The 25,854-nt window shown below is 65.4% G+C and carries 25 protein-coding genes; 13 read left to right on the top strand and 12 right to left on the bottom strand.

Going from position 1 to position 25,854, the window contains the following annotated elements:
- Position 1 precedes the first annotated feature (1 nt).
- The gene (locus AB0366_RS07610) at positions 2 to 940 is read right to left on the bottom strand and encodes a metallophosphoesterase (RefSeq protein WP_259468205.1); all 939 of its coding nucleotides are present in this window, start codon (positions 938 to 940) and stop codon (positions 2 to 4) included.
- A gap of 185 nt (positions 941 to 1,125) precedes the next feature.
- Between AB0366_RS07610 and AB0366_RS07605 the strand changes: the two genes are divergently transcribed.
- Complete coding sequence (locus AB0366_RS07605; protein ID WP_366243319.1) at positions 1,126 to 1,590, top strand: GatB/YqeY domain-containing protein; 465 nt, start codon at positions 1,126 to 1,128, stop codon at positions 1,588 to 1,590.
- 63 nt (positions 1,591 to 1,653) lie between these two features.
- Here the strand turns inward: AB0366_RS07605 and AB0366_RS07600 are convergent, their stop codons facing one another.
- Positions 1,654 to 4,002, bottom strand: a complete 2,349-nt coding sequence (locus AB0366_RS07600) for a penicillin-binding protein (protein WP_366243814.1) — start codon at positions 4,000 to 4,002, stop codon at positions 1,654 to 1,656.
- Positions 4,003 to 4,296: 294 nt separating this feature from the next.
- Between AB0366_RS07600 and AB0366_RS07595 the strand changes: the two genes are divergently transcribed.
- Complete coding sequence (locus AB0366_RS07595) at positions 4,297 to 4,620, top strand: WhiB family transcriptional regulator (protein ID WP_008712729.1); 324 nt, start codon at positions 4,297 to 4,299, stop codon at positions 4,618 to 4,620.
- A gap of 46 nt (positions 4,621 to 4,666) precedes the next feature.
- Here the strand turns inward: AB0366_RS07595 and AB0366_RS07590 are convergent, their stop codons facing one another.
- From AB0366_RS07590 to AB0366_RS07580, 3 genes are read right to left on the bottom strand one after another with little or no spacing between them, the layout of a single operon-like run.
- Positions 4,667 to 5,797 carry an ArsA family ATPase gene (locus AB0366_RS07590; RefSeq protein ID WP_032395265.1) on the bottom strand — a complete coding sequence of 377 codons (1,131 nt, stop codon included), beginning with the start codon at positions 5,795 to 5,797 and terminating at the stop codon, positions 4,667 to 4,669.
- Positions 5,794 to 6,801, bottom strand: coding sequence for an ArsA-related P-loop ATPase (locus AB0366_RS07585; protein WP_121872040.1), 1,008 nt, complete (start codon positions 6,799 to 6,801; stop codon positions 5,794 to 5,796). The genes AB0366_RS07590 and AB0366_RS07585 overlap by 4 nt, the downstream gene beginning before the upstream one ends.
- Positions 6,802 to 6,846: 45 nt before the next feature.
- Positions 6,847 to 8,202, bottom strand: coding sequence for a wax ester/triacylglycerol synthase domain-containing protein (locus AB0366_RS07580; RefSeq protein WP_366243318.1), 1,356 nt, complete (start codon positions 8,200 to 8,202; stop codon positions 6,847 to 6,849).
- Between the two features lie 57 nt (positions 8,203 to 8,259).
- Here AB0366_RS07580 and AB0366_RS07575 point away from each other — a divergent pair, with 57 nt between their 5' ends.
- On the top strand, positions 8,260 to 8,427 hold the full coding sequence (locus AB0366_RS07575) for a DUF4177 domain-containing protein (protein WP_121872042.1): 168 nt from the start codon (positions 8,260 to 8,262) through the stop codon (positions 8,425 to 8,427).
- A gap of 6 nt (positions 8,428 to 8,433) precedes the next feature.
- Positions 8,434 to 8,892, top strand: a complete 459-nt coding sequence (locus tag AB0366_RS07570) for a RidA family protein (protein WP_121872043.1) — start codon at positions 8,434 to 8,436, stop codon at positions 8,890 to 8,892.
- A 5-nt stretch (positions 8,893 to 8,897) separates the two neighbouring features.
- Here AB0366_RS07570 and AB0366_RS07565 read toward each other — a convergent pair whose 3' ends face one another.
- Together AB0366_RS07565 and AB0366_RS07560 are read right to left on the bottom strand one after the other, a co-directional pair.
- On the bottom strand, positions 8,898 to 10,274 hold the full coding sequence (locus tag AB0366_RS07565) for a wax ester/triacylglycerol synthase domain-containing protein (protein WP_366243317.1): 1,377 nt from the start codon (positions 10,272 to 10,274) through the stop codon (positions 8,898 to 8,900).
- Positions 10,261 to 11,139, bottom strand: a complete 879-nt coding sequence (locus tag AB0366_RS07560; RefSeq protein ID WP_366243316.1) for a Gfo/Idh/MocA family oxidoreductase — start codon at positions 11,137 to 11,139, stop codon at positions 10,261 to 10,263. Before AB0366_RS07560 ends, AB0366_RS07565 begins: the two co-directional genes overlap by 14 nt.
- A 123-nt stretch (positions 11,140 to 11,262) precedes the next feature.
- On the opposite strand from AB0366_RS07560, the gene AB0366_RS07555 reads away from it, so the two are divergent.
- Positions 11,263 to 12,054 (top strand): MBL fold metallo-hydrolase, encoded by a 792-nt coding sequence (locus AB0366_RS07555; protein ID WP_366243315.1) that lies wholly within the window; start codon positions 11,263 to 11,265, stop codon positions 12,052 to 12,054.
- Between the two features lie 27 nt (positions 12,055 to 12,081).
- On the opposite strand, the gene AB0366_RS07550 is transcribed toward AB0366_RS07555, so the two are convergent.
- Positions 12,082 to 12,756, bottom strand: a complete 675-nt coding sequence (locus AB0366_RS07550) for a Crp/Fnr family transcriptional regulator (protein WP_027494494.1) — start codon at positions 12,754 to 12,756, stop codon at positions 12,082 to 12,084.
- A 267-nt stretch (positions 12,757 to 13,023) separates the two neighbouring features.
- A complete protein-coding gene (locus tag AB0366_RS07545; protein WP_032395258.1) occupies positions 13,024 to 13,293 on the bottom strand; it encodes a hypothetical protein in 270 nt (89 codons plus the stop codon).
- Positions 13,294 to 13,466: 173 nt separating this feature from the next.
- Between AB0366_RS07545 and nth the strand changes: the two genes are divergently transcribed.
- Genes nth through marP form a run of 4 tightly spaced genes read left to right on the top strand, consistent with a single transcriptional unit; the run spans position 13,467 to position 16,709 of the window.
- The gene (gene nth, locus AB0366_RS07540; protein WP_366243812.1) at positions 13,467 to 14,153 is read left to right on the top strand and encodes an endonuclease III; all 687 of its coding nucleotides are present in this window, start codon (positions 13,467 to 13,469) and stop codon (positions 14,151 to 14,153) included.
- A gap of 50 nt (positions 14,154 to 14,203) precedes the next feature.
- Entirely contained in the window at positions 14,204 to 14,812 is a 609-nt protein-coding gene (locus tag AB0366_RS07535) for a TlpA disulfide reductase family protein (protein WP_366243810.1), read from the top strand.
- A gap of 23 nt (positions 14,813 to 14,835) precedes the next feature.
- A complete protein-coding gene (locus tag AB0366_RS07530) occupies positions 14,836 to 15,522 on the top strand; it encodes a CoA pyrophosphatase (protein ID WP_366243808.1) in 687 nt (228 codons plus the stop codon).
- Complete coding sequence (marP, locus tag AB0366_RS07525; protein ID WP_121872049.1) at positions 15,519 to 16,709, top strand: acid resistance serine protease MarP; 1,191 nt, start codon at positions 15,519 to 15,521, stop codon at positions 16,707 to 16,709. The genes AB0366_RS07530 and marP overlap by 4 nt, the downstream gene beginning before the upstream one ends.
- On the opposite strand, the gene AB0366_RS07520 is transcribed toward marP, so the two are convergent.
- Together AB0366_RS07520 and AB0366_RS07515 are read right to left on the bottom strand one after the other, a co-directional pair.
- Positions 16,706 to 17,638: an alpha/beta hydrolase gene (locus AB0366_RS07520; protein ID WP_366243314.1), complete on the bottom strand. Its 933-nt coding sequence runs from the start codon at positions 17,636 to 17,638 to the stop codon at positions 16,706 to 16,708. The genes marP and AB0366_RS07520 overlap by 4 nt on opposite strands.
- 21 nt (positions 17,639 to 17,659) lie before the next feature.
- Complete coding sequence (locus tag AB0366_RS07515; protein ID WP_121872051.1) at positions 17,660 to 18,154, bottom strand: phage holin family protein; 495 nt, start codon at positions 18,152 to 18,154, stop codon at positions 17,660 to 17,662.
- Positions 18,155 to 18,401: 247 nt separating this feature from the next.
- Between AB0366_RS07515 and AB0366_RS07510 the strand changes: the two genes are divergently transcribed.
- Positions 18,402 to 19,772, top strand: coding sequence for an MFS transporter (locus AB0366_RS07510; RefSeq protein WP_366243313.1), 1,371 nt, complete (start codon positions 18,402 to 18,404; stop codon positions 19,770 to 19,772).
- A 68-nt stretch (positions 19,773 to 19,840) separates the two neighbouring features.
- On the opposite strand, the gene acs is transcribed toward AB0366_RS07510, so the two are convergent.
- On the bottom strand, positions 19,841 to 21,784 hold the full coding sequence (gene acs / locus AB0366_RS07505) for an acetate--CoA ligase (RefSeq protein WP_366243312.1): 1,944 nt from the start codon (positions 21,782 to 21,784) through the stop codon (positions 19,841 to 19,843).
- 444 nt (positions 21,785 to 22,228) lie between these two features.
- Between acs and AB0366_RS07500 the strand changes: the two genes are divergently transcribed.
- The 3 genes from AB0366_RS07500 to AB0366_RS07490 all read left to right on the top strand — a co-directional run bounded on the left by AB0366_RS07500 (position 22,229) and on the right by AB0366_RS07490 (position 25,853).
- Complete coding sequence (locus tag AB0366_RS07500) at positions 22,229 to 23,851, top strand: ABC transporter substrate-binding protein (protein ID WP_366243311.1); 1,623 nt, start codon at positions 22,229 to 22,231, stop codon at positions 23,849 to 23,851.
- 147 nt (positions 23,852 to 23,998) lie between these two features.
- Positions 23,999 to 24,922, top strand: coding sequence for an ABC transporter permease (locus AB0366_RS07495; RefSeq protein ID WP_314145678.1), 924 nt, complete (start codon positions 23,999 to 24,001; stop codon positions 24,920 to 24,922).
- Positions 24,915 to 25,853 (top strand): ABC transporter permease, encoded by a 939-nt coding sequence (locus tag AB0366_RS07490; protein ID WP_366243310.1) that lies wholly within the window; start codon positions 24,915 to 24,917, stop codon positions 25,851 to 25,853. The genes AB0366_RS07495 and AB0366_RS07490 overlap by 8 nt, the downstream gene beginning before the upstream one ends.
- The last annotated feature ends 1 nt before the right edge of the window (position 25,854 follow it).

Genomic DNA, 25,854 nt, shown 5'->3' with positions numbered 1-25,854 from the left:
TCTAACTCACGACTGCCTCGGAACGCGAAACGCCCTCGTCGGAGACGTTTTTCGGACCCATTCTCGGGGCCGGAGTCAGCGTGATCAGGGTTGCTTCGGGCCGGCAGCAGAACCGCGCAGGCGCGTACGGCGACGTTCCGAGGCCAGCGGAGACGTGCAGCTGGGTGTGCGCACCCCACTTGGACGGACCCTTGACGCGCGAACGGTCGATCTCGCAGTTGGTCACCAGAGCGCCGTAGAACGGCAGGCACAGCTGGCCGCCGTGGGTGTGTCCGGCGAGGACGAGGTCGTAACCATCCTGGGCGAACTTGTCCAGCACTCGCGGCTCGGGCGAATGGGTGATGCCCAGGCGCAGGTCTGCCAACGGATTGGGCTGACCGGCGATGGTGTCGTATCGATCGCGCTTCAGATGCGGATCGTCGACGCCCGCCGACGCGATCCGCACCCCGGCCACCTCGAGCTCGCGGCGCACATGCGTCACGTCGAGCCAGCCCCGCTCGGAGAACGCGGCCCGTAGGTCGCGCCACGGCAGCGAGTCGCCGGTGGTGCGCTTGTGGTTCTTGTCGAAGTACTTGAATGGGTTCTTCGGCTTGGGCGCGAAGTAGTCGTTGCTACCGAACACGAACAGACCCGGCCGAGCCAGCAGCGGCCCAAGAGCCTGCACGACGCTGGGGACGGCACGCTGGTGGGAAAGATTGTCTCCGGTGTTGACGACCAGATCGGGGTCGAGGCGGTCCAGTTCGCGCAGCCAGTTCTGCTTCATTCGCTGGCCGGGCATCATGTGCAGGTCGCTGATGTGCAGCACGCGCAGCGTCGCCGAACCCGGCTCGAGCACCGCCATGGATGTCTCGCGCAGCGTGAACGCGTTGCGCTCGATGAGTGTGGCGTATCCGACGCCCAGCGCCGCGGCTCCCGCAGTCCCGATCACGGAACTTCTCAGCGGGGACGCTCTGACGGCATCTCGCGCGTGCTCGGCAACCGAGCGCAGTTGCGTCGAGGCACTGCGCAGCTGGGTCGAGGTGGGGAGTAACGGGTGACTGAATTGTGCGGACACCTCATCCACGATACGTCAGCAACCGGATATGGACGTGCGAGCCGACGACTGCGCCGCGTAGCGTTTCCGCCATGTCCGAACTCAAGGCCCGCCTCCGTACCGACCTGACCGCAGCGATGAAGGCGAAGGACAAACTCCGCCTGGCGACGCTGCGCATGATTCTCGCCGCCATCCAGACCGAGGAGGTCTCCGGCAAGGAGGCCCACGATCTGACCGACGACGACGTTCTCAAAGTGCTTGCCAAGGAAGCGAAGAAGCGCGGCGAGTCGGCCGAGATCTACACGCAGAACGGCCGCGGCGAGCTCGCCGCCAACGAGCATGCAGAGGCGCAGATCATCAACGAGTATCTGCCCACTCCGCTCACGGACGAGGAGCTGGCCACCATCGTGGACACCGCTATCGCCCAGGTCGCTGAAGAACTGGGCGAGCGACCGGCGATGAAGCAGATGGGCCAGGTCATGAAGGTCGCGTCGGGACTCGCCGCAGGCAAGGCCGACGGATCACGCCTGTCGAAGGCTGTCAAAGACCGCTTGTGACCACCCATGTGAGTAGAAGTTCGTAGCACGCTACGAACTTCTACTCACATGCGGCGCAGCCGCTCAACGAGGAACGGTGATACCCGGGATCGCCGGGATCTGGATGCCCGGCGGTAGGTCCGGAATCTGGATGTTCGGCAGCGCGGGCGTCGGAGCCGGGGCCGGTCGAACCGAACCGTCACTGACGTAGATCGTGATGTTGGATCCGGGGACCGCCGAGCCCGACGGCGACGTCGACACCACGGTGCCGCGTGCAGCCTGATCGGCCGTCGTCACCGCGGTCACCTGGAAGCCCGCACCCTGCAGCGTGGACGTCGCAGACGACTGGCTCTGACCGGTGACATCGGGAACCTGGCCGTTGGCCGAGCCGCGGACGTACTTCTGGTCGACGGGTGGCAACGTGACGGGTCCGAAGTTGGTGGCGATCGGGCTCATGGCGTCGAACCACGTCCTGGCCGGCTCGTTACCGCCGAAGAGGTTGCCGGACCCGCAGGGTCGCAGTGGGAACGAGCAGATCTCGCTGGGCGTGGGGGAGTCGCCGTAGGTGTACACGGCGGCGGCGTAGTTGTTGGTGAACCCGAGGAAGCCCGAGGAACGGTTCGACTCGGTGGTGCCGGTCTTACCCGCCATCGGCAGCGTCCAGCCGACCGAGCCGGCCGCGGCGGCGGACGTGCCGCCTGCCTGATCGTCCTTGCTCATCGCGTTGGCGAGGGTGTTCGCCAGACCGGGCTCGACGACCTGCTCACACGCCTGGTGAGCGACCGGAACGGGCTTACCGTCGCGGTCGAAGATCGAGTCGATCGGGGTGGGCGGGCACCATTTGCCACCGGACGCCAGGGTGGCAGCCACGTTGGACAACTCCAGCGGGTTCACCCAGGCGGGTCCGAGGGTGAACGAACCGAGGTTCTGGCTCTTCTGGAAATCGGCCATCGACTGCTCGGTGCCCGACGAACCCGGGTCGTTGTACGAGCGCAGCCCGAGGCGAACGGCCATATCGACCGTAGGGGTGACTCCCACCGATTCGATCAGCTTGACGAACGCGGTGTTGGGGGACTGAGCCAGCGCGTCGGTGATGGACAGCGCTGGTGGGTAATTGCCCGCGTTCTCCACGCAGTAGGTCGCTGCCGGGCAGTTTCGTGCACCGCCGTCGCCGACGCCCTTGACCTCCACGCGTTTGGGAACCTGCAGCGTTGCGCTGGTGCCCAGTCCGCGCTCCATGGCGGCGGCCGTGGTGAAGATCTTGAAGATGGAGCCCGCTCCGTTGCCCACGAGGGAGTGCGGTTGCGGCTGGACGGTCTCGTCGTCGTCGGCATTGAGGCCGTACGTGCGGCTGCTGCCCATCGCGAGCACCCGGTGCTGGTCCTGGCCCGGCGCGACGACGTTCATCACTGTGGCAACGCCGTCGAGCGAGGGGCTGGTGTTCTCGACCAGAGCGGCCTTGGTGGAGTTCTGCACCGCGGGGTCGAGCGTCGTGCGGATCAGGTATCCGCCCTTGTCGATCTGCTCCTGGCTGATTCCGGCCTCGGCGAGGTATTCCAATGCGTAGTCGCAGAAGAACCCGCGGTCACCTGCCGCGATGCATCCGCGGGGCAGGGTCTGCGGGACCGGCAGCACGCCGAGCGGCTCGGACTTGAGTGCCTCCAGCTCCGAAGCGCGCTCGGGGAGGTTCTGGATCATCGTGTCGAGCACGGTGTTCCGGCGCTCGATCACGCCCTCCTCGTTGGTGTACGGGTTGAGCGCCGAGCTGGACTGCACCATGCCCGCGAGCATCGCTGCCTGGACGGCGCTGAGCTGGCTGGCGTCGATGCCGAAGTACGTCTGGGCTGCGTCCTGGATGCCGAAGGACGCGTTGCCGAACGGCACCAGGTTGAGGTACCTGGTGAGGATCTCGTCCTTGGTCAGTTCCTTGTCGAGCGTCAACGCCATCCGGATCTCACGGATCTTGCGAGCGGGCGTCGTCTCGATCGCCGCGCGGCGTTCGGCGTCGGTCTTGGCCACCACGAGCAGCTGATAGTTCTTCACGTACTGCTGATCGATGGTGGACGCGCCCTGCTCCACCTGCCCGCTGGTCGTGTTGGTCAGGAACGCTCGGAGCGTGCCCTGCCAGTCCACACCCTGGTGCTCGGCGAAGCGGCGGTCCTCGATCGAGACGATGGCGAGCTTCATCTCGTTGGAGATCTGGTCGCTCGGCACCTCGAATCGGCGCTGCTCGTACAGCCAGGCGATGGGATTGCCGTTGACGTCCGTCATCGTCGAGACGGCAGGCACTGCGCCTTCGACCAGCTCGGCCGAGACGTTGTCGACGGTATCGGCGGCGCGGTTGGACGCGTACCCGAACCCACCGGCCAAGGGGAACATCACGCCGGCGAGCAATGCACCGGCGAGTGCTGAACATCCGGCGAGCTTCGCCACGGTTTTTCCAACTGACACAGAGCACAGCGTACGTGGGTGCCGCCCGGACCGGCAGAGGCATGCATGCGCTGTGTGCTGCGCCCCTGCTCGGGACGGCCGTACCAGAAATGTGACCCCGCCGTCTTGCATTCGGGGCTCGCTTTACCTAAATTATGAGCACGGTGTGATTCGCATAACACTTGATAATGAATGTGGGGCAGCTCCTAGAATTTGTGCTTCGCCTGACGAGGTACAAACCGCTTCGAGCCTCCGGGACGTCCAGCGAGGACGTCCGCAACGCAAAGGGGTATCCGCATGCACACGACAACCGCGCCGACGCGACTCGATGTAGAAGAAGCAGAAGCACGCATCGCCTGGGTGTCGCACGCCCGTTGCAAGGGCACTGACCCGGACCAGCTGTTCGTCCGGGGTGCAGCACAGCGCAAAGCTGCAACCATCTGCAGGCACTGCCCGGTGCTGATGCAGTGCGGTGCGGATGCACTCGACAACCGTGTCGAGTTCGGTGTCTGGGGCGGCATGACGGAACGCCAGCGCCGGGCGCTGCTCAAGCAGCACCCCGAGGTCGATTCCTGGTCCGAGTTCTTCGAGACCCAGCGCCAGCAGCAAGCAGCTATCTAGCACCCTTTCTGGCAGGGCTGGATCAGCCCTGCCAGGTACGGCCGATCTAGCCCTTGCGGGTCAGCTGATCGGCCACCGCACGCAGCGCGGCGAGGTCGGAGACCTCGAACGGCAACGACGGAACACCGACGATGGGCACCCGGGGGTGCGCACCGGTGAAGCGGCGAAGCAACCGCACCTCCCGCGCTGCCGTGACTGCACGCTGGGCGTGGATCCGCAGGACTGCGGCGGTCAGATCCGCGCCGGGGTCCTCGATTCGATCGAGCAGATCCGCGGCGGTCGCGGCGTGATCGGCTTGCACCGTCGACAACGTCGGGTGCGTCCGGTTCACCACCAAGCCGGCCAGCGGCATCTTCTCAGCGGACAATCGCTCCACGAAGAACGCTGCCTCACGCAGGGCGTCGGGTTCTGCGGCAGCGACGACGAGGAAGCTGGTGCCGTCCTCGCGTAGCAACTGGTAGGTACGCGTCGCCCGCTCGCGGAAACCGCCGAACATCGAGTCCAGCGATTGAACGAAAGCCGATGCGTCGGAAAGCATTTGGCTACCGATCACGGTGGAGACACCGCGCATGGCCAAGCTCATCGCACTGGTGACCACGCGGGTGATGCCGCGGCCGGGAGCGGTGAGCAGACGGATGAAACGGCCGTCGAGGAACGAGCCGAGTCGCTGCGGCGCATCGAGAAAGTCCAGTGCATTGCGCGACGGCGGAGTGTCCACCACGATCAGATCCCACGACGAGTCCAGGGACAACTGCCCCAGCTTCTCCATCGCCATGTACTCCTGCGTGCCCGAGAACGACGACGCGACAGTCTGATAGAACGGATTGGCCAGCACCTGCTCGGCCTTCTCCGGCGTCGAGTGCTCGATGACCATCTCGTCGAACGTGCGCCGCATATTCAGCATCATCGCGTGCAGTTCGCCCTTGGCACCGGCACCCAACTTCACCGGCTGCGGGCTGTTGTCGAGATCGCCGAGACCGAGGGCCTGAGCCAGGCGGCGGGCCGGATCGATCGTCAGCACCACCACGCGCCTGCCTTGCTCGGCAGCACGCAGCGCCATCGCTGCTGCGGTGGTCGTCTTGCCGACGCCGCCCGCCCCGCAGACGACGACGATCCGCGACGTGGGATCGGTCAGAATGCGGTCGACATCGAGTTCGGTCGCTACTGGTCGAGTCATCGGACACCCTGTTCTGCAAGCTTGGCGGCGAGCTCGTACAAGCCGCCGAGATCGACACCGTCGGCCAACATCGGCAGCGACATCCGCGCTACGTCGAGTTCGTCGAGCGTGGTTGCGCTCTCCACCTGAGCCGAGAGCGTCGCCGCATGCTCGATCGATTCGGTGAGCAGCCCCGCGAAGTCCGCCTCGGACAACGTGATTCCGGTCTTGGCGAGACCGTCAGCAATGGCGACGGCATCGATCTCGCCCTCGGCGATGGCTTCGAGGGACTCGGCCGGCAGGTACGTCGGTTCGGTGCGATTGACGATGACCGTGCCGAGCCGAAGATCAGCCGCCTCGAGCTCACGTACCGCGTCGGCCGTCTCCTGGACCGGCAGCGCCTCGAGCAGCGTCACCAGGTGCACGACGGTGTCGGCCGAGTGCAGCAATCGAACCACGCCCTCGCTCTGTGAACGAACCGGTCCGCCCTTGGCCAGGTCGGCCATCGCCTTGGTGACGTCCAGGAAGTTTCCGATGCGGCCGGTCGGCGGCGAGTCGACGACGATCTCGTCGTAGATGCGGTTGCCCTTCTTGTCGGTCCGCACCACACATTCCTTGACCTTGCCGGTCAGCAGCACATCGCGCAGGCCGGGTGCGATGGTCGTCGCGAACTCGATGGCACCGATCTTGCGCATCGCGCGGCCGGCGAAGCCGAGGTTGTAGAACATCTCGAGGTATTCGAGGAACGCGGTCTCGATGTCGATGGCCAGTGCGTAGACCTCGCCGCCGCCGTCCGCCGAGGCGACGCGCGTCTCCTGCGGCGGAAGCTGCGGCACGTCGAAGAGCTGCGCGATGCCCTGTCTGCCCTCGACCTCGACCAGCAACACCCGTCGACCGCCCGCCGCGAGCGCCAACGCCAATGCGGCAGCGACGGTCGTCTTGCCGGTCCCGCCCTTACCGGATACGAAATGCAGCCGCGCGGCATCTGCCTTCGCCGGCCATCCCTCTTCGTTCGCTATACCCACACCCCGACCATATAGAGGTCGTCCTCGGGAGTCCGACCGAAGTGTCTAACTCTGCCCCGAGTGTCGGCGGAGTCGGTCGACCAATCCCTGTGTGTACGCGTCGAGATCCGGAACTGCGTCGGGACAGGCGACCATCGCGATCGTCACCATGTTGCCGAGACCGAAGAAACCATGATTCAGACACTGGCCGTCCTCGAGAAACCCGAATCCCGCCGAGAAACGCGCGACGGCACCACACAGCTCGAGATCCGCGCGGCCCCGGTCGACACTGACCACGGTTGTCTGAGCGCCGACGCGCGCCGGAGAGCGGTCGTGTTTTCGGAATCGACGTCCTTGCACGAATCGGACGATCGGAGCAGGCACCCGCTCGTCCGCACGCGCGACGCGAAGCAGTGGTGCAGCCGTCACTCTGGCTCGTTCGACTGCGAGCGACGCACTGATCAGCTCGGCCCGCTTCTCGAGATCGGGTTCGCCGACGTGGAGATCGACCGTCCCGACCACCGCTCGATTCGCTGCCGGCCATTCCACGTCGCGAGGTAGGGCCATCGGAACGAACGCCGCAACGGTGCCTCCGGTCTCGGACAGTGGCTCGAGACCGCCGCCGAGATACCGATCGAGACACGGGCCGACGGCGCAGAGAGCGGACACCGTCACCGACGCGGCGCCCGCGCGGACTTCCGTCATCTGCATCGGCACGATGCGGACGACTCGATACGGCCCCACGGCGCTGTTCAGCGACGTGGCGGCAACCGACGGCGGGCCGGGCGGCGTCCCCTGGTAGGCGCGAATCGCTCGGCGGGCCTCCCACCGCGATCGCACGAGATCCACCGGTGCCCGAACCACAGCACCGAGAACGCCGGCGACGGGGTTCCCCCGCTCGGGCTCGGTCTTCGAAGACGCTGCCGTGCCTGCCGCGGACAACGGCTCGAACAGTGCGCGAACCATCTTCGAGACGCCCAGCCCGTCGGTCAGGGCGTGCCCGACCTGCAATATCACCACCGTGACCGCACCCTGCATCAACGGAGCAGAACCGATTCCACGCACCACGTGCAGGTGCCAGGAGTGTTCTCGGAGATCGAGACGGGTGCGGAGCAGGTCGCCCATCAAGGCCTCGAATTCGGCCCAGGAAGCACCGCCCAGATCGTGATCGGACATCCGTTCGGCCAGCGGGGAGGTATCGGATACCCATCGCGGATAGTCCAGATTCAGCGGGGCCTCCCGAAGCCGCAGTCCCAGGCGAGGAACGAGGGGCGCTCGGGCCTCCATGTGCGCGACGATCTCGTCGAACGAGGGCGCGGCGCGGTCGACCGAGTCGAACGCAGTCAGGGAGAACTGGTCTCGAGAATCACCGCGGTCGCGCGCGAAGTGATAGATGGCGTCCTTGATATCGAGCCGATCCATGCAACGACTGTAGTTCCGGCACCGCGGGGGCGGAACCGAACGATAGGCTCATCAGTCATGAGCGAAAAGACCATCTGGGAATACTTCACCGCACCTGTTCTGATTCACGCCACCAAGCAGATCCTCGACAACTACGGCTCCGAGGGTTGGGAGCTCGTCACGATCATGGCGGGACCCAACGGCGGCGACACGTTGGTCGCGTACTTCAAGCGCCCGAAGGCCTGAGCGCCCGTGGCGAAGTGGAGCGAACGACTGTCCGAGCTGGGCATCGAGCTGCCCGACGTCGTACCGCCGCTGGCGGCCTACGTCCCGGCGGTGCAGGTCGGCTCGCTCGTCCACACGTCCGGGCAGTTGCCGATCGTGGACGGAAACCTCACGTCCGCGGGCAAGGTCGGCGGCGACGTCACCGCTGAGGACGCCACCGCAGCGGCGCGCATCTGCGCCCTGAACGCGCTCGCCGCCGTGCACGCGCTCGTCGGCATCGATTCGGTGGCCCGGGTGATCAAGGCGGTCGGCTTCGTCGCCTCCGCACCGGGATTCACCGGTCAGCCCGGGGTGATCAACGGGGCGTCGAACGTCATCGGTGAGATCTTCGGCGATGCTGGCAAGCATGCGCGCTCGGCCGTGGGTGTCGCCGAACTGCCCCTCGGTGCTTCGGTGGAAGTGGAGCTCATCGTCGAGCTGCAGTAGTCGAGTTATCGGTCGTGCAGCGCTGAGCAGGTCTCCTCGATCGCCGTTCGTAGAGTCTCGACATAGCCGGCGTGGTCGGGAACCGTTGTAGGGCAGGCTGTTACGCAGACCGTCACGACATCGCCGTACCCGTAGACTGCGTGACTCAGGCTGCAGCCGGGACCGAGCGAGGCCGTTCCTGCGAACAGTCTCGCCCGATTCGACCCCAGTTCGAGGGTCAAGCTCGTCCGGTTCACGCTGGACACCGTGGTGTGTGTGGTCGTGCGTTCGGGCATTCCGGTGCGCTGAGCAGCGAGCCGGGCTCGGCGCCCGAAACCGATCAGCAGGGCGGCTGGGTAGCCCTCGGCGGAGCGGGTGGCGTCGACGTGACGGCGATCGTTCACGTGAGCCCGTTGGGGTGTCATTGCGCGCGAGACGGCGTATGCCCGCTCCGTCGCGTCGGTCAGCTGCGGATGCAGAGCGACGGCAGTGGGAATCGTGCGATTGATGGCCGGCCACTCCACCGACGTATCCAGTGCGGCGGGAACCAGCGCACGCAGATGCTCCACACCTTTCTCTCCGCGCATCCCGAGGTGTTCACGCAAGGCTGCACCCACTGCGGTGAGTGCGGTGACCGTGACGGTCGCGGTGCCGCTGGTCCATCGATCTTTCGGGAATTGCAATATGTGTACGGCTCGGGTGCCGTCCGGGTGTGCATTGAGGTAAGTGGTCTGCACCGGCTGCGGCGCGAAAATCTCACCCGTGGCGACGGCGGCCAAGTATCCACGCTGCGACCGACGCATCGTCTTCTGCGAGCGCAGCCAGCGGACCGGAAGAAGCAGCAGACCTCGGAGTGCATCGCGTATCGGGCGTGGACGAGACACCGCAGGGTCGTCGGCGAAATGCACGTCCTCCGTCAACTCATCCGGCCCGAACAGAGCTCGCGCGATGCCCGTGCCGACGGACCCATCGGACAGGGCGTGACTGATCTGAACGACCACGACCGTGGCCACGCCGCGCACGCCCTCGATCGACGGTGCCCCACGGCCGACGTGGACGGTCCATGCACGGTCGGTTGCATCGATCGGAACGGTGGACAGCTCGGCCAGAAAGGATTCCAACGTGTGCCGGCCGTCCGCCAGATCGTGATCGACCACGTGGTCGCGAACGGGCAGCGGATCGTTCACCCACCGTGGGTGCTCGAGCTGGCCGAGCGCCTCGCAGATGCGGATCTTCAATCTCGGAACGCGTCGCGCACGTCGTTCGAGATGCGCCACGACGTCCTCGAAGCTCGGCGCTTCCGCAGCGTCCGAGTCGAACACGATCGTCATGTACTGGTCCATCGAACGATGCGGCGCGGAGACGTAGTGGAACATCGCGTCTTTGACGTCAATCGTGGTCATCGAATCGGGGTGCCCACTCTCGCGCCCCGTCAATCACCTTCTGCAGGTGCAGTCCTCGGTGTACCGAGCATTCGTGATCGACACCCTTGTCGACCGACTCGAGGAATTCGTCCAGCAGGACGGCGAAGCAGTCGGTCGACGAGGTCGATCGGTCGGTGAGAGTGGCGACGCCGTCGGTGCCGCTGAGTTCGATTCGCATCAGGGACGGCATGATCGGAGTCCGCAGCGACAAGTGCACCGTGCTGCGGGCTCCGCCCTCGTGCTCGAGCACCACGGTCCAACTGTCGGCCGCCACCTCGCGGTGTGAATAAGCAACGTGTGCAATGGTTCCCAGCGCGGCGTCGAGCAGGTCGAACACGTGTGGCCCGATGTCGAGGATCGCCCCGTCGTCGTGTCGCCACTGCGAGTTCGCGTACGCCCCGCCGAGGACAGCACCGGAGAACCAGGTTCCCGAGCCCGCTGCCCACGGTCGCCCGGCGACCGCGTCGAGGAATTGCCTTGTCTCCGAGGCGAACCGGAGAGTCAGCGTCACCATCGAGCGCACGCCTGCAGCCGTCACTGCCGAGGCCAGTTCCTCGGCCTCGGCCACCGTTGCGGCAATCGGCTTGTCCAACAACACATGTTTGCCCGCCTCCACCGCGCGGAGCGCGTATCCGGCCTGCACGGCCGGTGGTACCGCGAAGGCAACCGTGTCGACCGCACCCAGCAGGGCATCGAACGATTCGAAGACCGGTGCCCCCATCTCGGCCGCCGCCTCGGGCCGTCGGGCCCACACTCCGGCGAAGTCGACGCCGGGATGAGCGAGCAACGAGGGGGCTTGAGTCTTGCGAGCCCAGGGGCCCGCTCCGACGAGTCCGATCTTCATAGGTGTCGACGGTAGTCCGCATCTGCAACATGGGTCGCTTCTGCAGGCTCCGCTCCTGGAACACGGGTCGCTTCTGCAGGCTCCGCTCCTGCCCCACCTGGGCCGGCGACCTACAGTATTTCAATGGCCGTTTCGAACCCCCAGCATCCCGCGTACGGACTACTCCGGCAGGTGACGCCCACTGCGTCGGTTCTGCTCGCCGACAACCCGGGCAAGATGACGCTCGACGGAACGAACACCTGGATTCTGCAGGCGCCGGGGTCGGATGAGTGCATCGTCGTCGATCCGGGGCCGAAGGACCGAGCCCATCTCGAGGCCGTCGCCGCGTCGGGCACGGTGGTGCTGACGCTGGTGACCCACCGCCACGCCGATCACACCGGTGGGCTGAAGCGTTTTCACCGAAAGACGGCGGCGCCGGTTCGCGCGGTCGGGGAGAAGTTCCTGCACGGGGACGGCGTTAGCCTGGTCGACGGCGAGGTCATCGAGGCCGCCGGGCTTCGGATCGAGGTTCTGCACACGCCCGGTCACACCGCGGATTCGGTGAGCTTCGTGCTGGACGACGCGATCCTGACGGGAGACACGATCCTCGGCCGCGGCACCACGGTCCTGGACCCGAAGGACGGCTCGCTCGCGGATTATCTGCAGTCGTTGGACCGGCTCGAAGCAGCCGGAGCGGGGAAGACCGTGCTTCCCGGTCACGGGCCGGAGTTGCCGGACACCGCCGAGGTGGCGCGAGCGTATCGCGCCCACCGTCGGCAGCGGCTGGATCAGGTTCGCTCGGCGCTCGCCGAGCTCGGCGAGAACGCGAAACCGATGCAGGTGGTACGGCACGTCTATGCGGACGTGGACAAGAAGTTGTGGCCGGCTGCGCGGATGTCGGTCAAGACGCAGCTGGCCTACCTCCGCGAGAGCTAGCGAGCTGCTGTCCCGACGGAACTCGGCCTAGCGAGCTCGGCGTGCCAGACGCTCGGAGTCCGAGATCAGCACGGACTTGCCTTCGAGGCGCAGCCATCCGCGGTGCGCGAAGTCGGCCAGTGCCTTGTTGACGGTCTCACGAGAGGCACCGACGAGCTGAGCGATCTCTTCCTGCGTCAGGTCGTGGGTGACGCGCAGCGATCCCGCTTCCTGAGTGCCGAAGCGCTGAGCGAGCTGCAACAGCGCCTTCGCCACGCGTCCGGGGACGTCGGTGAAGATGAGGTCGGCCAGGTTGTTGTTGGTGCGACGCAACCGGCGGGCCAGTACGCGCAGCAACTGCTCGGCGATCTCGGGGCGCTGGTCTATCCAGTCCTTGAGTGCTGCTCGGTCCATGCTGACCGCGCGCACCTCGGTGACCGTGGTGGCCGAGGACGTACGGGGGCCGGGGTCGAAGATCGACAGCTCGCCGAACATGTCCGACGGTCCCATGATCGTCAGCAGGTTCTCGCGGCCGTCGGGGGAGCGTCGCCCGAGCTTGATCTTGCCGGAAACGATGATGTAGAGCCGGTCTCCGGGCTCACCCTCGTTGAACACCACGTGTCCACGGGGGAAATCGACAGGCTGCAGCTGCTTCGTCAGTGCCGCAACCGCAGAGGGTTCGACTCCTTGGAAGATGCCGGCCCGTGCCAGGACGTCGTCCACTTGCGCTCCTTTTGGGATGTCGGTGACGCGGCAACCCGCACCACCGAAAGCGTTTGTACACAGTTCGTGCCATGCACCGAACTGCGGTGCAGTTCAGGCGTCGACGCCGATCCGATGATCAAACACAACAATTACCTCAGGGGAGTCTACTTCGAGTCGGTGAAAACCGAGTGATCGACGCCACCACAGGTTGCCAGAGGTCTCGGTCGTGTGTTCCCGTTCACTCTAAATTCATCGAAATTACGACCAATGGGACGAAACGTGCGCTCAGCTGGCTCGTTGGTCGACCATGCCGTCGCGCGTGTCGACGGTCCGCGGCGGGGTCTGTCGGCGCTTGCGGGTGTTGAATCGGGCCAACGCGTGCGGGAAGCCCTCGTTCGCGAGGGTGGCGACCTCGGACGTACTCGCCTGATCGAGGAACTCCTGCACTTCCTGCTCCCGGACGCCGAGCTTGCTGAGCCGGAACTCGACGCGTTCCATCGCGAGTGCGAAGAGCATGAGTAGTACCGGAAAGAGCACCACGGCGAGTCCTTGCATACCGGCCAGTTAACACCGAAAAGGTCTCGATACAAACACAGCCCACTGCTGCCGCGAGGAACGTTACGCATTCTTGTCCGTACAGTTGTGGAGTGGATTCGACAGCTCCGAAACGCCCCGACGTGCGCAAACGCGAGGAGACTCACCTCGGGCTCGTGCGCCGAGCTCGGCGGATGAACCGGACGTTGAACACTGCCTTCCCGCATGTGTACTGCGAGCTGGACTTCACCACGCCCCTCGAACTCGCCGTCGCGACCATCCTGTCCGCGCAGTGCACCGACAAGCGCGTCAACATGGTCACCCCGGCACTGTTCGTGAAATACCGCACAGCCCGCGACTACGCAGAGGCCGACCGCGCCGAGCTCGAGGAGTACATCCGCACCACGGGGTTCTACCGCAACAAGGCGAACTCGCTGATCGGCCTCGGACAGAAGTTGCTGGAGAATTTCGACGGCGAGGTGCCGGCGAAGCTGAAGGATCTCGTCACGCTCCCCGGGATCGGCCGCAAGACTGCCAACGTGGTGCTCGGTAATGCCTTCGATGTTCCGGGAATCACCGTCGACACTCATTTCGGACGGCTCGTTCGGCGCTGGCAGTGGACCGAAGAGCAGGACCCGGTCAAGGTCGAGCACGCCGTCGGCGCGCTCATCGAACGCAAGGAGTGGACGCTGCTCTCGCATCGAGTCATCTTTCACGGTCGACGCGTCTGCCACGCTCGTACGCCCGCATGTGGGGTGTGCGTCCTCGCCAAGGACTGCCCCTCCTTCGGGACCGGCCCGACCGACCCCGCCGCCGCGGCTGCGTTGGTGAAGGGACCGGAAACCGATCACCTCCTCGCCCTCGCCGGAATCGTGCCGTGAACAAGTCTGCTCTGCGGTGGTCACTGGTCGCTCTGATCCTGGTGGTCGGGATGGTCTACGCGCTGTGGCCCCGGAGCGATGCACCTACCGCGCAGCCCCTGGACTCTCCCGGCCTCGGGCAGCGAGCGCCGGGAACGGACGAGCGTCGCGCCGCCGACACCCCCGAGGCCCTCGCTCCGCTACGGCAAGACGCAGGCCTCGCCGCATGTCCGACGCCGTCCGGTGCTGCATCCGGTCCGCTGACGGGGATCACCCTCGAGTGCATCGGCGACGGCTCGTACGTCGACCTCGGCCAGGTACTCGCGGGTCGCCCGGCCCTGCTCAACATCTGGGCGTACTGGTGCGGGCCCTGCGCCGAAGAGCTGCCCTACCTGCAGCAGTACGCCGAACGGGCGGGCGAGAAGATCGAGGTCCTGACGGTCCACAACGACGCCAACGAGGCCAACGGCCTGACTCGGCTCACCGATTACGGCATCACTCTGCCCGGGGTTCAAGACGGAGCGGGCCGCGTCGTCGCGGCCGTGGGAGCACCCAACGTGTTGCCCGTTTCCGTTTTGATATCTGCGGATGGCACTGTCGCCAAGGTGCTGCCACAACCCTTCCGGAGCGTCGACGACATCGCCGACGCCGTTCGCGTGAACCTCGGGGTCGATTCGTGAGTGCACCCGATTGGCTCGGGCGGATGCTCGACGTCGCAGGCAGGGCGGGCGGACTGACCGACACCACCGGCATCAACCCGGTGCTGCAGCGGCACGCGCAGCCGGCCGACCGGACCCGTTCGGCGGCGGTGTTGGTGCTCTTCGGCGGACCTGCCGACGCCGATCCGACGGCGCCCGGCGGACTGCCCGCCGAGGCCGACGTCCTGCTGACCCAGCGTGCGTCGACTCTGCGAGATCACAGCGGACAGATCGCGTTCCCCGGTGGGGCGACCGACCCGGGCGACGACGGCCCGATCGGCACGGCACTGCGCGAGGCGCAGGAGGAAACCGGACTCGATCCGGCGGGCGTCGTGCCACTGGCAACGATGCCCGGCATCTACGTTCCGCCGTCGCGCTTCGACGTGGTTCCGGTGCTCTCGTACTGGAAGCAGCCGACCCCGGTTCGCGTCGTCGATCCGGGCGAGACCGAGCGAGTGGTGCGAGTTCCGTTGCGCGAGTTGCTCGATCCGGACAATCGCTTCCAGGTGCGCCACCCGGCGGGCTACCAGGGGCCGGCGTTCGCTGTGCAGGGAATGCTGGTGTGGGGCTTCACGGGCGGTATCCTGGCGGGTCTGCTGGCTGTATCGGGCTGGGAGCCCGAGTGGGACACGGGGGACGTACGCGATCTGGAGGCCAGCTTGACTGCGGTAGGAGCGAGGCTCGATCGGTGACAGGTTCAGGGTGGGTCGATATCGCGGTGGTTGCCATCGCACTGCTGGCGGCGTCGTCGGGATGGCGGCAGGGGGCGGTGGCGTCGGCGCTGGCGTTTCTCGGTGTCGTTCTCGGTGCCGTCGCCGGAATTCTGGTGGCACCGCACGTGCTCGAACACGTCGACGGTTCGCGAACGCGGGTGTTCGTCGGAATCGCACTGATCGTGGTGTTGGTGATCGTCGGTGAGGTGGCCGGCATGGTTCTCGGGCGGGCACTGCGCAGCGGAATCCATTCGCGCGGAGCACGATCCGTCGACAGCACCATCGGTGCCGGGTTGCAGGCCGCAGCCGTTCTCGCGGCCGCGTGGCTGCTCGCCATCCCACTGACGTCGTCCTCGCAGCCCGAGGTCGCCAGTGCGGTACGCGGCTCGACGGTCCTGGGCAAAGTCGACGAGGTGGCACCCGACTGGTTGCGGCAGGTACCCGAGGAATTCTCGGCGTTGCTCGATACGTCCGGGCTCCCCGACGTCATCGGACCGTTCGGACGCACCCCGGTCGCGAACGTCGCCGCACCCGATTCCGGGATCGCAGCGGGACCGATTCCGGTGCAACTGCAATCGAGCGTCATCAAGATCAACGGCATCGCGCCGAGCTGCCAGAAGGCGCTGGAAGGTTCGGGCTTCGTCGTCGGATCGGATCTGGTGATGACCAACGCGCACGTCGTCGCAGGCACGTCCGAGGTGACCGTCGATTCGCCGAACGGACCTCTGGCGGCCGACGTCGTGTTGTTCGACCCCGAAGAAGACGTTGCCGTGCTTCGGGTTTCGCAGCTCCAGGCCCCGGTGCTGCCGTTTGCGCCTGCGCCTGCCGAATCCGGAACGGACGCCATCGTGCTCGGCTATCCCGGCGGCGGACCGTACACGGCGAGCCCGGCGCGCATCCGCGAGATCATCAATCTCAGCGGGCCGGACATCTACCGCACCGGCACCGTCCAACGCGAGGTGTACACCGTCCGCGGATCGGTGCGGCAGGGCAACTCCGGTGGACCGCTGGTCAACTCGTCCGGAGAGGTACTCGGAGTCGTGTTCGGTGCCGCCGTCGACGACCCCGACACCGGATTCGTGCTGACGGCGACGGAGATCGCGGACGAACTTGCGCAGAGTTTCGATGCCCCGGTGCCGGTCGCCACGGGCGACTGCATCGTCTAGCTTTCGCGCACGACCCGCAGAATCTCCTCGGACACCACGTCGGGTGCTTCCTGGTGCACGTAATGCCCCACGTCCCGCACCGTTCGACGCGTCAGCCCCGGTGCCCAGTGTCGATCTCTGTCGAGGGTGGTGGGCAGCACATACGGGTCGAGGTCGCCGCTGATCTGCGCGACGGGGATCGAGGTGCGTACGTCCACGGCGTCCATGAAGCGGCGGCCCTCGGCACGGAACTGGCTGCGGAACGCCCAGCGCTGATATTCGAGTGCGCAGTGCGCGGCACCCGGAATTCGGATGGCCGACCGCATCTTTGCCGTGGTGTCCGTGAAATCCTCGGTGCCCTGCCACGCGGACCCGGCGCGGCTGCTCATCAGCTCTTCCACCGCGATGCCGCCTCGCCGGGTCAGCAGTCTCTCGGGGCGCAACGGAACCTGGTAGCGAACGAAGTGTGGCAGCAGGGCAGCGCGCTGCGCGGAGTCCTTCAACACGGAGCGACGTAGCGAGATGGGATGTGGGGCGTTGATCAGCACCATCGAACGCACCAGGCGGGGGTGGAGCGCAACACTGGCCCAGCAGACGAGACCGCCGTCTGCATGGCCGACGAACGTGGCGTGCGGATAACCCAGGGCGCGAACGAGTCCGACGATGTCGCCGGCGAGGGTCCACCCGTCGTATCCGCGTGGAGGCTTGTCGGAGTCACCGTATCCGCGCAGGTCGACGGCGATGGCGCGGACACCCGAGCGCGTGAGCGCCTCGAGTTGGTGTCGCCACGAGTACCAGAAGTCGGCGAAGCCGTGCAGCAGAACCACCAGCGGTGCGTCCGGTGCGTGTTCGCCGACCTCCACGATGTGGAACCGGATTCCGTTGGCGTGTATGTCGCGATGGATCCACTGTCCCGGATATCGGACCGTGGACGGATCGGGCTGATTCATACTGCTCGATTCGCCGGGCTACTACTTCTTGTAGCCGGGAACTCCGGGGATGGAATCGTGCTGGTTCGGCAGCACCGTCGACGCCTGCTTGAGCGAGTCGATGGTCTTCTCGGGCTTGCGCAGCTTCTTGACCCTGCGGTAGCCCAGGAATCCGAACAGCGCCGCGGCCAACACCATGAATACGAACACGATGAGGAAGGCGGCCCAACGGTAGAGCCACACATCGAGCAGCTCCGCGGCGAAGAAGAAGAAGAAGAAGGAGCTGAACAGCAACACCGTCAACGCGATGATGAAGAAGACGCTGCCCTGCAGACCCTTCTTGACCTCGCCGGTGACCTCGGCCTTGGCGAGGGCGACTTCGGCGCGCACGAGCGTCGAGACCTGAGTGGTGGCGTCCTTGACGAGATTTCCGATGCTGGCGCTACCAGGGGTGCGGGCATCGACATCGGTCAGAGGTATCGACGAAATCGTGTTCGGGACGCCGTTTCCGTATCCCTTGTCATTGCTGACGCTCAACTCTCGACCCCTTGTAATCGCTCTGCTCGGTGTTGTGCGGAAGATCGTATCGACAGTAGTGCCTAGGTAGCAGATTAACTGTTTCCTGTATGCCGAGCGACGCCCGGCTGTCGTGGACGGGTACCTCCGCGTCCGCGCGGGCAAACACGAGAATGTTGCACGAACCGGCAACGAACAGCCCCGGGGCGTGAAATTCTCAGGTGTTCATCAGGTAATTTGCAGGGAACTTCCCCCTTCAGGAGCATTCGTGAGTTCAGCACACGCCGTCGCCCCCGACGGCGCAATTCCCGCACCCCAGGTGCCGCGGTCACGCATCGTGATCGCCTCGATGGTCGGCACGTCCATCGAGTTCTTCGACTTCTACATCTATGCCACCGCCGCAGTGCTCGTCTTCCCCCGTCTGTTCTTCCCCGCGGGCAACGACACCACCGCGCTGCTGGCGTCGTTCGCGACCTTCGGCCTCGCCTTCGTCGCGCGACCCATCGGTTCGATTCTGTTCGGCCACTTCGGCGATCGAATCGGCCGCAAGGCGACCCTCGTCGGGTCCCTGCTCACGATGGGTGTCGCGACGTTCGCGATCGGACTGTTGCCGACGTACGCCGCGGTTGGCCTGTGGGCTCCGGCGCTGCTGGCGATCATGCGCTTCACCCAGGGCGTCGGTCTCGGCGGCGAGTGGAGCGGTGCAGCGTTGCTGGCCACCGAAACCGCCAAGCCGGGCAAGCGAGCCTGGGCGGCGATGTACCCGCAGCTGGGCGCACCCATCGGGTTCTTCTTCGCCAACGGCATCTTCCTGCTCATCGTCATCGCGACGGGCTACGACTCGGTCAACTCCGGCACCGACCATGCGTTCCTCACCTGGGGCTGGCGAATTCCGTTCCTGCTCAGCGCCGTCATGGTCATCATCGGCCTGTACGTTCGGCTCAAGCTCGAGGAGACGCCGGTGTTCAAGCTCGCCGTCGAGCGCGGCCAGAAGGTCAAGACGCCGCTCGCGCAGGTGTTCAAGACCAGTTGGCGTCAGCTGATCATCGGAACGTTCGTCATGCTCGCCACCTACACGCTGTTCTACATCATGACCACGTGGGTGGTCAGCTACGGAACGGGCCAGGTTTCCGACGTCAACGGCCCCGAACTGGCGATTTCGTACACCGACTTCCTGGAGCTGCAGCTCATCGCGGTGCTGTTCTTCGCGGCGCTGATTCCGGTGGCCGGGCTGCTGGCCGACAAGTACGGCCGTCGTCCCACGCTCATCGTCATCACCTCGGCGATCGTGCTGTTCGGTCTGTCGTTCCACTGGTTCGCAGATCCGGCGTCCGCCTCGGCGGGCAAGATGCTGGTGTTCATGTGCGTCGGCCTCGGCCTCATGGGCCTGACCTTCGGCCCGATGAGTGCCGTTCTGCCCGAACTGTTTCCGACCAACGTGCGCTACACGGGCTCGGGAATCTCGTACAACACCGCGTCGATCCTCGGTGCCGCAGTTGCACCGTTCATCGCGACCTGGCTGGTGAGCAGCTACGGCGTCGGCTGGGTGGGCGTGTACCTCGCCATCGCTGCAGCGTTGACGCTGATCTCGTTGATCATCATGAAGGAAACACGAGATCAGTCGCTCGACAGCGTGTGAGCGGCTGCGCCGCATGTGCACGGAACCTCGTAGCCCACTACGAGTTTCCGCGCACATGCGCGAAGCGCCTACCGGCCCTTCTTGATCGCCTCGAATACCTTCGGGTCGACGAGGGTGGACACGTCGCCGAGTTCGCGGCCCTCGGCCACGTCTCGGAGCAGGCGGCGCATGATCTTTCCGGATCGCGTCTTCGGTAGCTCGGGCACGATGGAGATTTCGCGTGGCTTGGCGATCGGCGAAATCTCCTTGGAGACCTGCGCTTTGAGTTCCGCGATCAACGCGTCGCCGGTGTTCTCCTCGCCTGCGCGCAGGATCACGAACGCGACGATGCCCTGACCGGTGGTGTCGTCGGCGGCACCGACGACGGCGGCCTCGGCAACACTGTGATGGGTGACCAGTGCCGATTCCACCTCGGAGGTGGAGATGCGGTGGCCGGAGACGTTCATGACGTCGTCGACGCGGCCGAGGACCCACAGGGCACCGTCCTCGTCGTACTTGGCACCGTCACCGGCGAAGTACCAGCCTTCTTCGGCGTAACGCGACCAGTAGGTGTCCTTGTAGCGGTCCATGTCGCCCCAGATGCCGCGGAGCATCGACGGCCACGGCTCGTCGAGGACGAGGTATCCGTTGCCGCCGTTGCCGAGGGGCTTGGCGTCGTCGTCGACGATCTTGGCGGAGATGCCGGGCAGTGGGGCCATCGCGGAGCCGGGCTTGGTGGCGGTGACGCCGGGGAGCGGGGAGATCATGATCGCGCCGGTCTCGGTCTGCCACCACGTGTCGACGATCGGGGCGGTTCCGCCGCCGACGACGTCGCGGAACCAGCGCCACGCCTCGGGGTTGATCGGCTCGCCGACGGAGCCGAGCAGACGGATCGAGGTCAGATCGTGCGCCTCCGGAATGTCCTTGCCCCACTTCATGAACGTGCGAACGAGGGTGGGGGAGGTGTAGTAGATCGAGACCTTGTACTTCTCGATGACGTTCCAATGCCGGTGCTCGTCGGGCGAATTGGGGGTGCCCTCGTAGACGACCTGCGTTGCGCGATTCGAGAGCGGGCCGTAGACGATGTAGGAGTGCCCGGTGACCCAGCCGATGTCGGCGGTGCACCAGTAGACGTCCGTACCGGCCTTGTGGTCGAAGACGTTGTGGTGGGTGTACGAGGTCTGCGTCAGGTAGCCGCCGGAGGTGTGGATGATGCCCTTGGGCTTACCCGTCGTACCTGAGGTGTACAAGATGAAGAGCGGGTGCTCAGCCGGGAACGGCTGTGCCTCATGCTCTTTCGACGCCTTCGCCACGGTCTCGTGCCACCAGAGGTCGCGTCCCTCGGTCCACGCGACGTCGGAGTCGGTGCGCTTGACGACGAGCACGTGTTCGATCGAAGCTGCGCCGTCGACGGCCTCGTCGACGGTGTCCTTGATGGGTGCGGGCTTGCCGCGTCGCCACTGGCCGTCGGTGGTGATGACGAGCTTGGCTTCGGCGTCGTCGATGCGTGAGCGCAGTGCGGTGGCGGAGAAGCCGGCGAAGACGACCGAGTGGGTCAGGCCGAGGCGAGCGCACGCGAGCATCGAGACGATGGCCTCGGGGATCATGGGCATGTAGATCGCGACGCGGTCGCCGGAGACGAGGCCGAGTTCGGTCAGGGTGTTGGCGGCCTGGCTGACGTCGGCGAGCAGATCGGAGTAGGTGACGTCGCGGCTGTCGCCGGGCTCGCCTTCCCAGTGGATTGCCACCTGGTCGCCGTGTCCGTCGATGACGTGGCGGTCGACGCAGTTGTAGGCGACGTTGAGCTCGCCGTCGGCGAACCACTTGGCGACGGGGGCGTCGGACCAGTCGAGTACTTCGGTGAACGGGGTGTGCCAGTGGAGTCGGCGAGCCTGTTCGGCCCAGAAGCCGAGTCGATCCTCTTCGGCGGCGGCGTAGAGCTCGGCTCCGGCGTTCGCCGCAGCCGAGAACTCGGCCGAGGGTGCGTAGGAGGCAACCGCGGTCTCGTCGGTTCCGGAGGTACTGGTCGTCATCTCGAATAGCTCACTTTCGTCCGGTGCATTTCGCTCATGAAACTGCACTTCCGTGCCGGTCTCGAGCCCCTTGTGAGGGTAGTCACATGTGATGGCAATCGCACCGTTGCAATCGCCTGCAACCCCCTGATCTGCGGTGATCGGTAGTTTCTGCACGCTGGGCGGTAATCGGGGCCGTCGGCGTGCACCCGTGAAGACGGGGATGTCCGAACTGTGAGAAATCGACTTGCCGAAACGTTTCGATCATGTTTCCGGCTTACTCACGGGTCAGCAAAATCTGGGGGAGTTCACATGTTCGTTTCAGGATGTGTCTAAAGTCCATCCCATCAGATCGTTGGAACGGCCCACCTGCCGTGCCATGCGGTCGCCCACGAATCCCCGGGCGTCGCGCCCGAGGAACTGAACACGGATGACCCCGTGTTCACATCTGGATGGAGGATTTTCTTGCGTATCAAACGTGCCGCGGTCGTCACCACGGCTGTGCTGATGAGTGCGAGCCTGCTCGCCGCCTGTGGTGGCGGAGGCTCGAGCTCCGGTGGCAGTGGAGACGGGATCTACAGCATCTACATCGCCGAGCCGGAGAACCCGCTGGTTCCCGGTAACACCACCGAGAGCGAAGGCAGCCAGGTCCTCGAGGCCCTCTTCACTCCGCTGGTCACGTTCAACGACGAGGACAACAGCGTCGAGTACAACGGCGTTGCCGAGTCCGTCGAATCCGAGGACAACACCACCTGGACCGTCAAGCTCAAGGACGGCTGGACGTTCCACGACGGCACCCCTGTCACGGCCGAGTCCTACACCAAGGCGTGGAGCTACAACGCGTTGAGCACCAACGCATTCGGTGCGTCCTACTTCTTCGAGAACATCGAAGGCTACGCAGATCTGCAGGGCAGCGAGACCGCCGAGCCCACCGCGACCGAACTGAGTGGCCTGAACGTCGTCGACGACACGACCTTCACCGTCCAGCTCACCGGACCGTTCGCCATCTTCCCGCTGACGCTCGGCTACACCGCATTCGACCCGCTGCCCGAGGCGTTCTATGCCGACCCCGACGCCTTCGGCGCTCGCCCGATCGGTAACGGCCCGTTCAAGGCCGACGAGGACTTCGTTCCCGGACAGGGATTCACCGTCACCAAGTACGACGATTACGCAGGCGACAACCCCGCCCAGTCCGCAGGCGTCAACTTCAAGGTCTACACCGAGGTGAGCACCGGCTACAACGACGTTCAGGGCGGCGCGCTCGACGTCATGCTCGACCTCCCCGAGGATGCGTGGGCCACCGCTCGCGATACGTTCGGTGACCGGTACGGCGAGCGCGCTCGCCCGGACATCACCTCGCTCGGCTTCCCGACGTACGATCCGCGCTTCCAGGACCCGAACGTGCGCAAGGCATTCTCGATGGCCATCGATCGCCAGGCCATCGCGACCGCGATCTTCACCGACACCCGTACTCCGGCAGACTCTTTCGCCTCTCCCGTGGTCGAGGGCTACCGCGAGGACGCTTGTGGAGCCAACTGCGAGCTCAACCCGGACGAGGCCAACCGCCTGCTCGACGAGGCCGGTTTCGATCGAAGCCAGCCGGTGGACCTGTGGTTCAACGCCGGTGCAGGCCACGATTCGTGGATGACGGCCGTGGGCAACCAGATTCGCGAGAACCTGGGTGTCGACTACGCGCTGCGCGGCGATCTGCAGTTCGCGCAGTACCTGCCGCTGCAGGACGCTCAGGGCATGACCGGTCCGTTCCGCTCGGGCTGGATCATGGACTACCCGTCGATCTACAACTTCCTGTCCCCGCTGTACTCGGCGTCGGCATTGCCGCCGGCCGGTAGCAACGCGACCTTCTTCAACGACCCGGCCTTCGACGCCGCTCTGGTAGAAGGAAACAACGCGGAGGACATCGACGGTGCCACTGAGGACTACCAGCGCGCCGAGGACATCCTGATCGACCAGATGCCCGCGACCCCGCTGTTCTACGGCCTGAACCAGGCCGTGTGGTCCGACCGCGTCTCCGACGTCAAGATCGACAACCGAGGCAACATCATCCTCGAGGACGTCGTAGTCAGCTGACGACGCGCCCAGGTGGGTGGCAGCCATGCGTGATCGGTTGTCACCCACCGGGTCTCGTTCAATCGTGGGTCGGATCCGTCCCACACCGACCTGCGCCGGCAAGACCCGAGGCGCAGGTTCGTCCCTTGTTCAAGGAGAAGACACACAGTGGGTCGCTACATCACTCGCCGATTACTGCTGACGATTCCCGTCCTGATCGGCTCCTCGTTCTTGATCTTCGCGATGGTCTACGCGCTGCCGGGTGATCCCATTCGCGCCCTCGCTGGAGATCGCCCCCTCGCCCCCGGCGTCGTCGCCCAGTTGCGAGAAGACTTCAACCTCGACGACAACCTCTTCGTGCAGTACTTCAAGTACATCGGCGGCTTCTTCCAGGGCGACTTCGGTACCGACTTCTCCGGACGCCCCGTCCTCGACACCATCGAGCGGGCACTTCCGGTCACGGTCCGATTGACCATCGTGGCCGTCGTCATCGAGACCATCATGGGCATCGCCGCAGGCGTGCTCGCCGCCCTCAAGCGCGGATCCTTCTTCGACAACCTGGTGCTCATCTCGACGACGCTGCTGGTGTCGGTGCCGGTGTTCGTTCTCGGCTTCATCGCCCAGTTCACCCTCGGTCTCAAGTTGGGGCTCTTCCCGATCTCCGGCATCAACGACGGCTGGTCGAGCTACCTGCTTCCCGGATTGGTGCTCGCATCGCTGTCGATGGCGTACGTGGCTCGTCTGACGCGCACCTCGGTGGCCGAATCGATGGCCGCGGACTACATCCGCACCGCGAAGTCGAAGGGAATCAGCAACCGACGCATCATCGTTCGGCATGCGTTGCGCAACTCGCTGATTCCGGTTGTCACCTTCATCGGTGCCGACGTCGGCGGGCTGCTGGGCGGTGCCATCGTGACCGAAACGGTGTTCAACCTGCCCGGTCTCGGCCGCGCGATCTACGACGGCCTTGCGCGTCAGGAAGGTGCCGTCGTCGTCGGCATCGTGACGCTCTTCGTGTTCTTCTACATCTTCTTCAACCTCGTGGTGGACGTTCTCTACGCGGTTCTCGATCCAAGGATTCGCTATGAATAAAGAAGATTCGAGCGCAGCTCAGCACGTCGCGGACGAGGGCCAGCCCGGAAACGTCGTCACCGGCGAGGCAATCGAGTTGGTCGGTCAGGCCAGCCTGTGGGGCAACGCGTGGAAGTTCTTGCGGAAGAGCCCGTTCTTCATCATCGGCACGTTCCTGCTGCTGGTGCTGTTGGTGATGGCGGTGTTCCCGCAACTGTTCGCCCGCGGCATCGACCCGCGAGTGTGCTCGCTGTCGAATTCCGGTCAAAAACCCAGTGCAGCACACTGGTTCGGCACCGACATCCAGGGCTGCGACTACTACGCCAACGTCATCTACGGTGCGCGCATCTCGCTGTCCATCGGTGTGCTCTCGGTGATCGGCGTGCTGATCATCGGCGTTCTGATCGGTGCTCTCGCCGGGTACTTCGGCGGTGCGATCGACAGCATCCTGGCGCGCTTCACCGACGTGTTCTTCGGGATTCCGCTGCTGCTCGGTGCTCTGATCCTGCTCACCGTCACCGCCCAGCGCACCATCTTCACCGTGTCGTTGGCCCTGGTGGCCTTCGGTTGGATGACGGCGATGCGCCTGGTGCGATCGTCGGTGATCTCGATCAAGAACAGTGAATACGTCCAGGCGGCACAGGCATTGGGAGCGTCGACCTACCGCATTCTGGTGCGGCACATCCTGCCCAACGCGCTGGCTCCGGTGATCATCTACGCCACCATCTCGGTGGGTACGTTCATCGCGGCCGAGGCGACGCTGACGTTCCTCGGAATCGGATTGCAAGCCCCCGAGATCTCCTGGGGCCTACAGATCAACCTCGGTCAGGCCAGGTTCCTCACGTCACCGCACCTGGTGCTGTTCCCGGCCGCGTTCCTCTCCGTCACGGTGCTCGCGTTCATCATGCTCGGCGACGCACTCCGTGACGCACTCGATCCGAAACGGAACTGAC

This window comes from Rhodococcus sp. NPDC076796, from assembly GCF_040702765.1.
GTDB lineage: Bacteria > Actinomycetota > Actinomycetes > Mycobacteriales > Mycobacteriaceae > Rhodococcoides.
Note: the sequence above shows the minus strand (reverse complement) of the source record. Positions and strands in the feature narration are given on the sequence as shown.

Bases quoted from the DNA above. Each gene is read 5' to 3' on its own strand.
- AB0366_RS07580 (WP_366243318.1), bottom strand. From the start codon at position 8,202: ATGGATCGGCTCGATATCAAGGACGCCATCTATCACTTCGCGCGCGAC.
- AB0366_RS07520 (WP_366243314.1), bottom strand. From the start codon at position 17,638: ATGAATCAGCCCGATCCGTCCACGGTCCGATATCCGGGACAGTGGATC.
- AB0366_RS07595 (WP_008712729.1), top strand. From the start codon at position 4,297: ATGCACACGACAACCGCGCCGACGCGACTCGATGTAGAAGAAGCAGAA.
- acs (WP_366243312.1), bottom strand. From the start codon at position 21,784: ATGACGACCAGTACCTCCGGAACCGACGAGACCGCGGTTGCCTCCTAC.
- AB0366_RS07590 (WP_032395265.1), bottom strand. From the start codon at position 5,797: ATGACTCGACCAGTAGCGACCGAACTCGATGTCGACCGCATTCTGACC.
- AB0366_RS07575 (WP_121872042.1), top strand. From the start codon at position 8,260: ATGAGCGAAAAGACCATCTGGGAATACTTCACCGCACCTGTTCTGATT.
- AB0366_RS07545 (WP_032395258.1), bottom strand. From the start codon at position 13,293: ATGCAAGGACTCGCCGTGGTGCTCTTTCCGGTACTACTCATGCTCTTC.
- AB0366_RS07535 (WP_366243810.1), top strand. From the start codon at position 14,204: ATGGTCTACGCGCTGTGGCCCCGGAGCGATGCACCTACCGCGCAGCCC.
- AB0366_RS07530 (WP_366243808.1), top strand. From the start codon at position 14,836: ATGCTCGACGTCGCAGGCAGGGCGGGCGGACTGACCGACACCACCGGC.
- nth (WP_366243812.1), top strand. From the start codon at position 13,467: ATGAACCGGACGTTGAACACTGCCTTCCCGCATGTGTACTGCGAGCTG.
- AB0366_RS07560 (WP_366243316.1), bottom strand. From the start codon at position 11,139: ATGAAGATCGGACTCGTCGGAGCGGGCCCCTGGGCTCGCAAGACTCAA.
- AB0366_RS07565 (WP_366243317.1), bottom strand. From the start codon at position 10,274: ATGACCACGATTGACGTCAAAGACGCGATGTTCCACTACGTCTCCGCG.
- AB0366_RS07490 (WP_366243310.1), top strand. From the start codon at position 24,915: ATGAATAAAGAAGATTCGAGCGCAGCTCAGCACGTCGCGGACGAGGGC.
- AB0366_RS07605 (WP_366243319.1), top strand. From the start codon at position 1,126: ATGTCCGAACTCAAGGCCCGCCTCCGTACCGACCTGACCGCAGCGATG.
- AB0366_RS07555 (WP_366243315.1), top strand. From the start codon at position 11,263: ATGGCCGTTTCGAACCCCCAGCATCCCGCGTACGGACTACTCCGGCAG.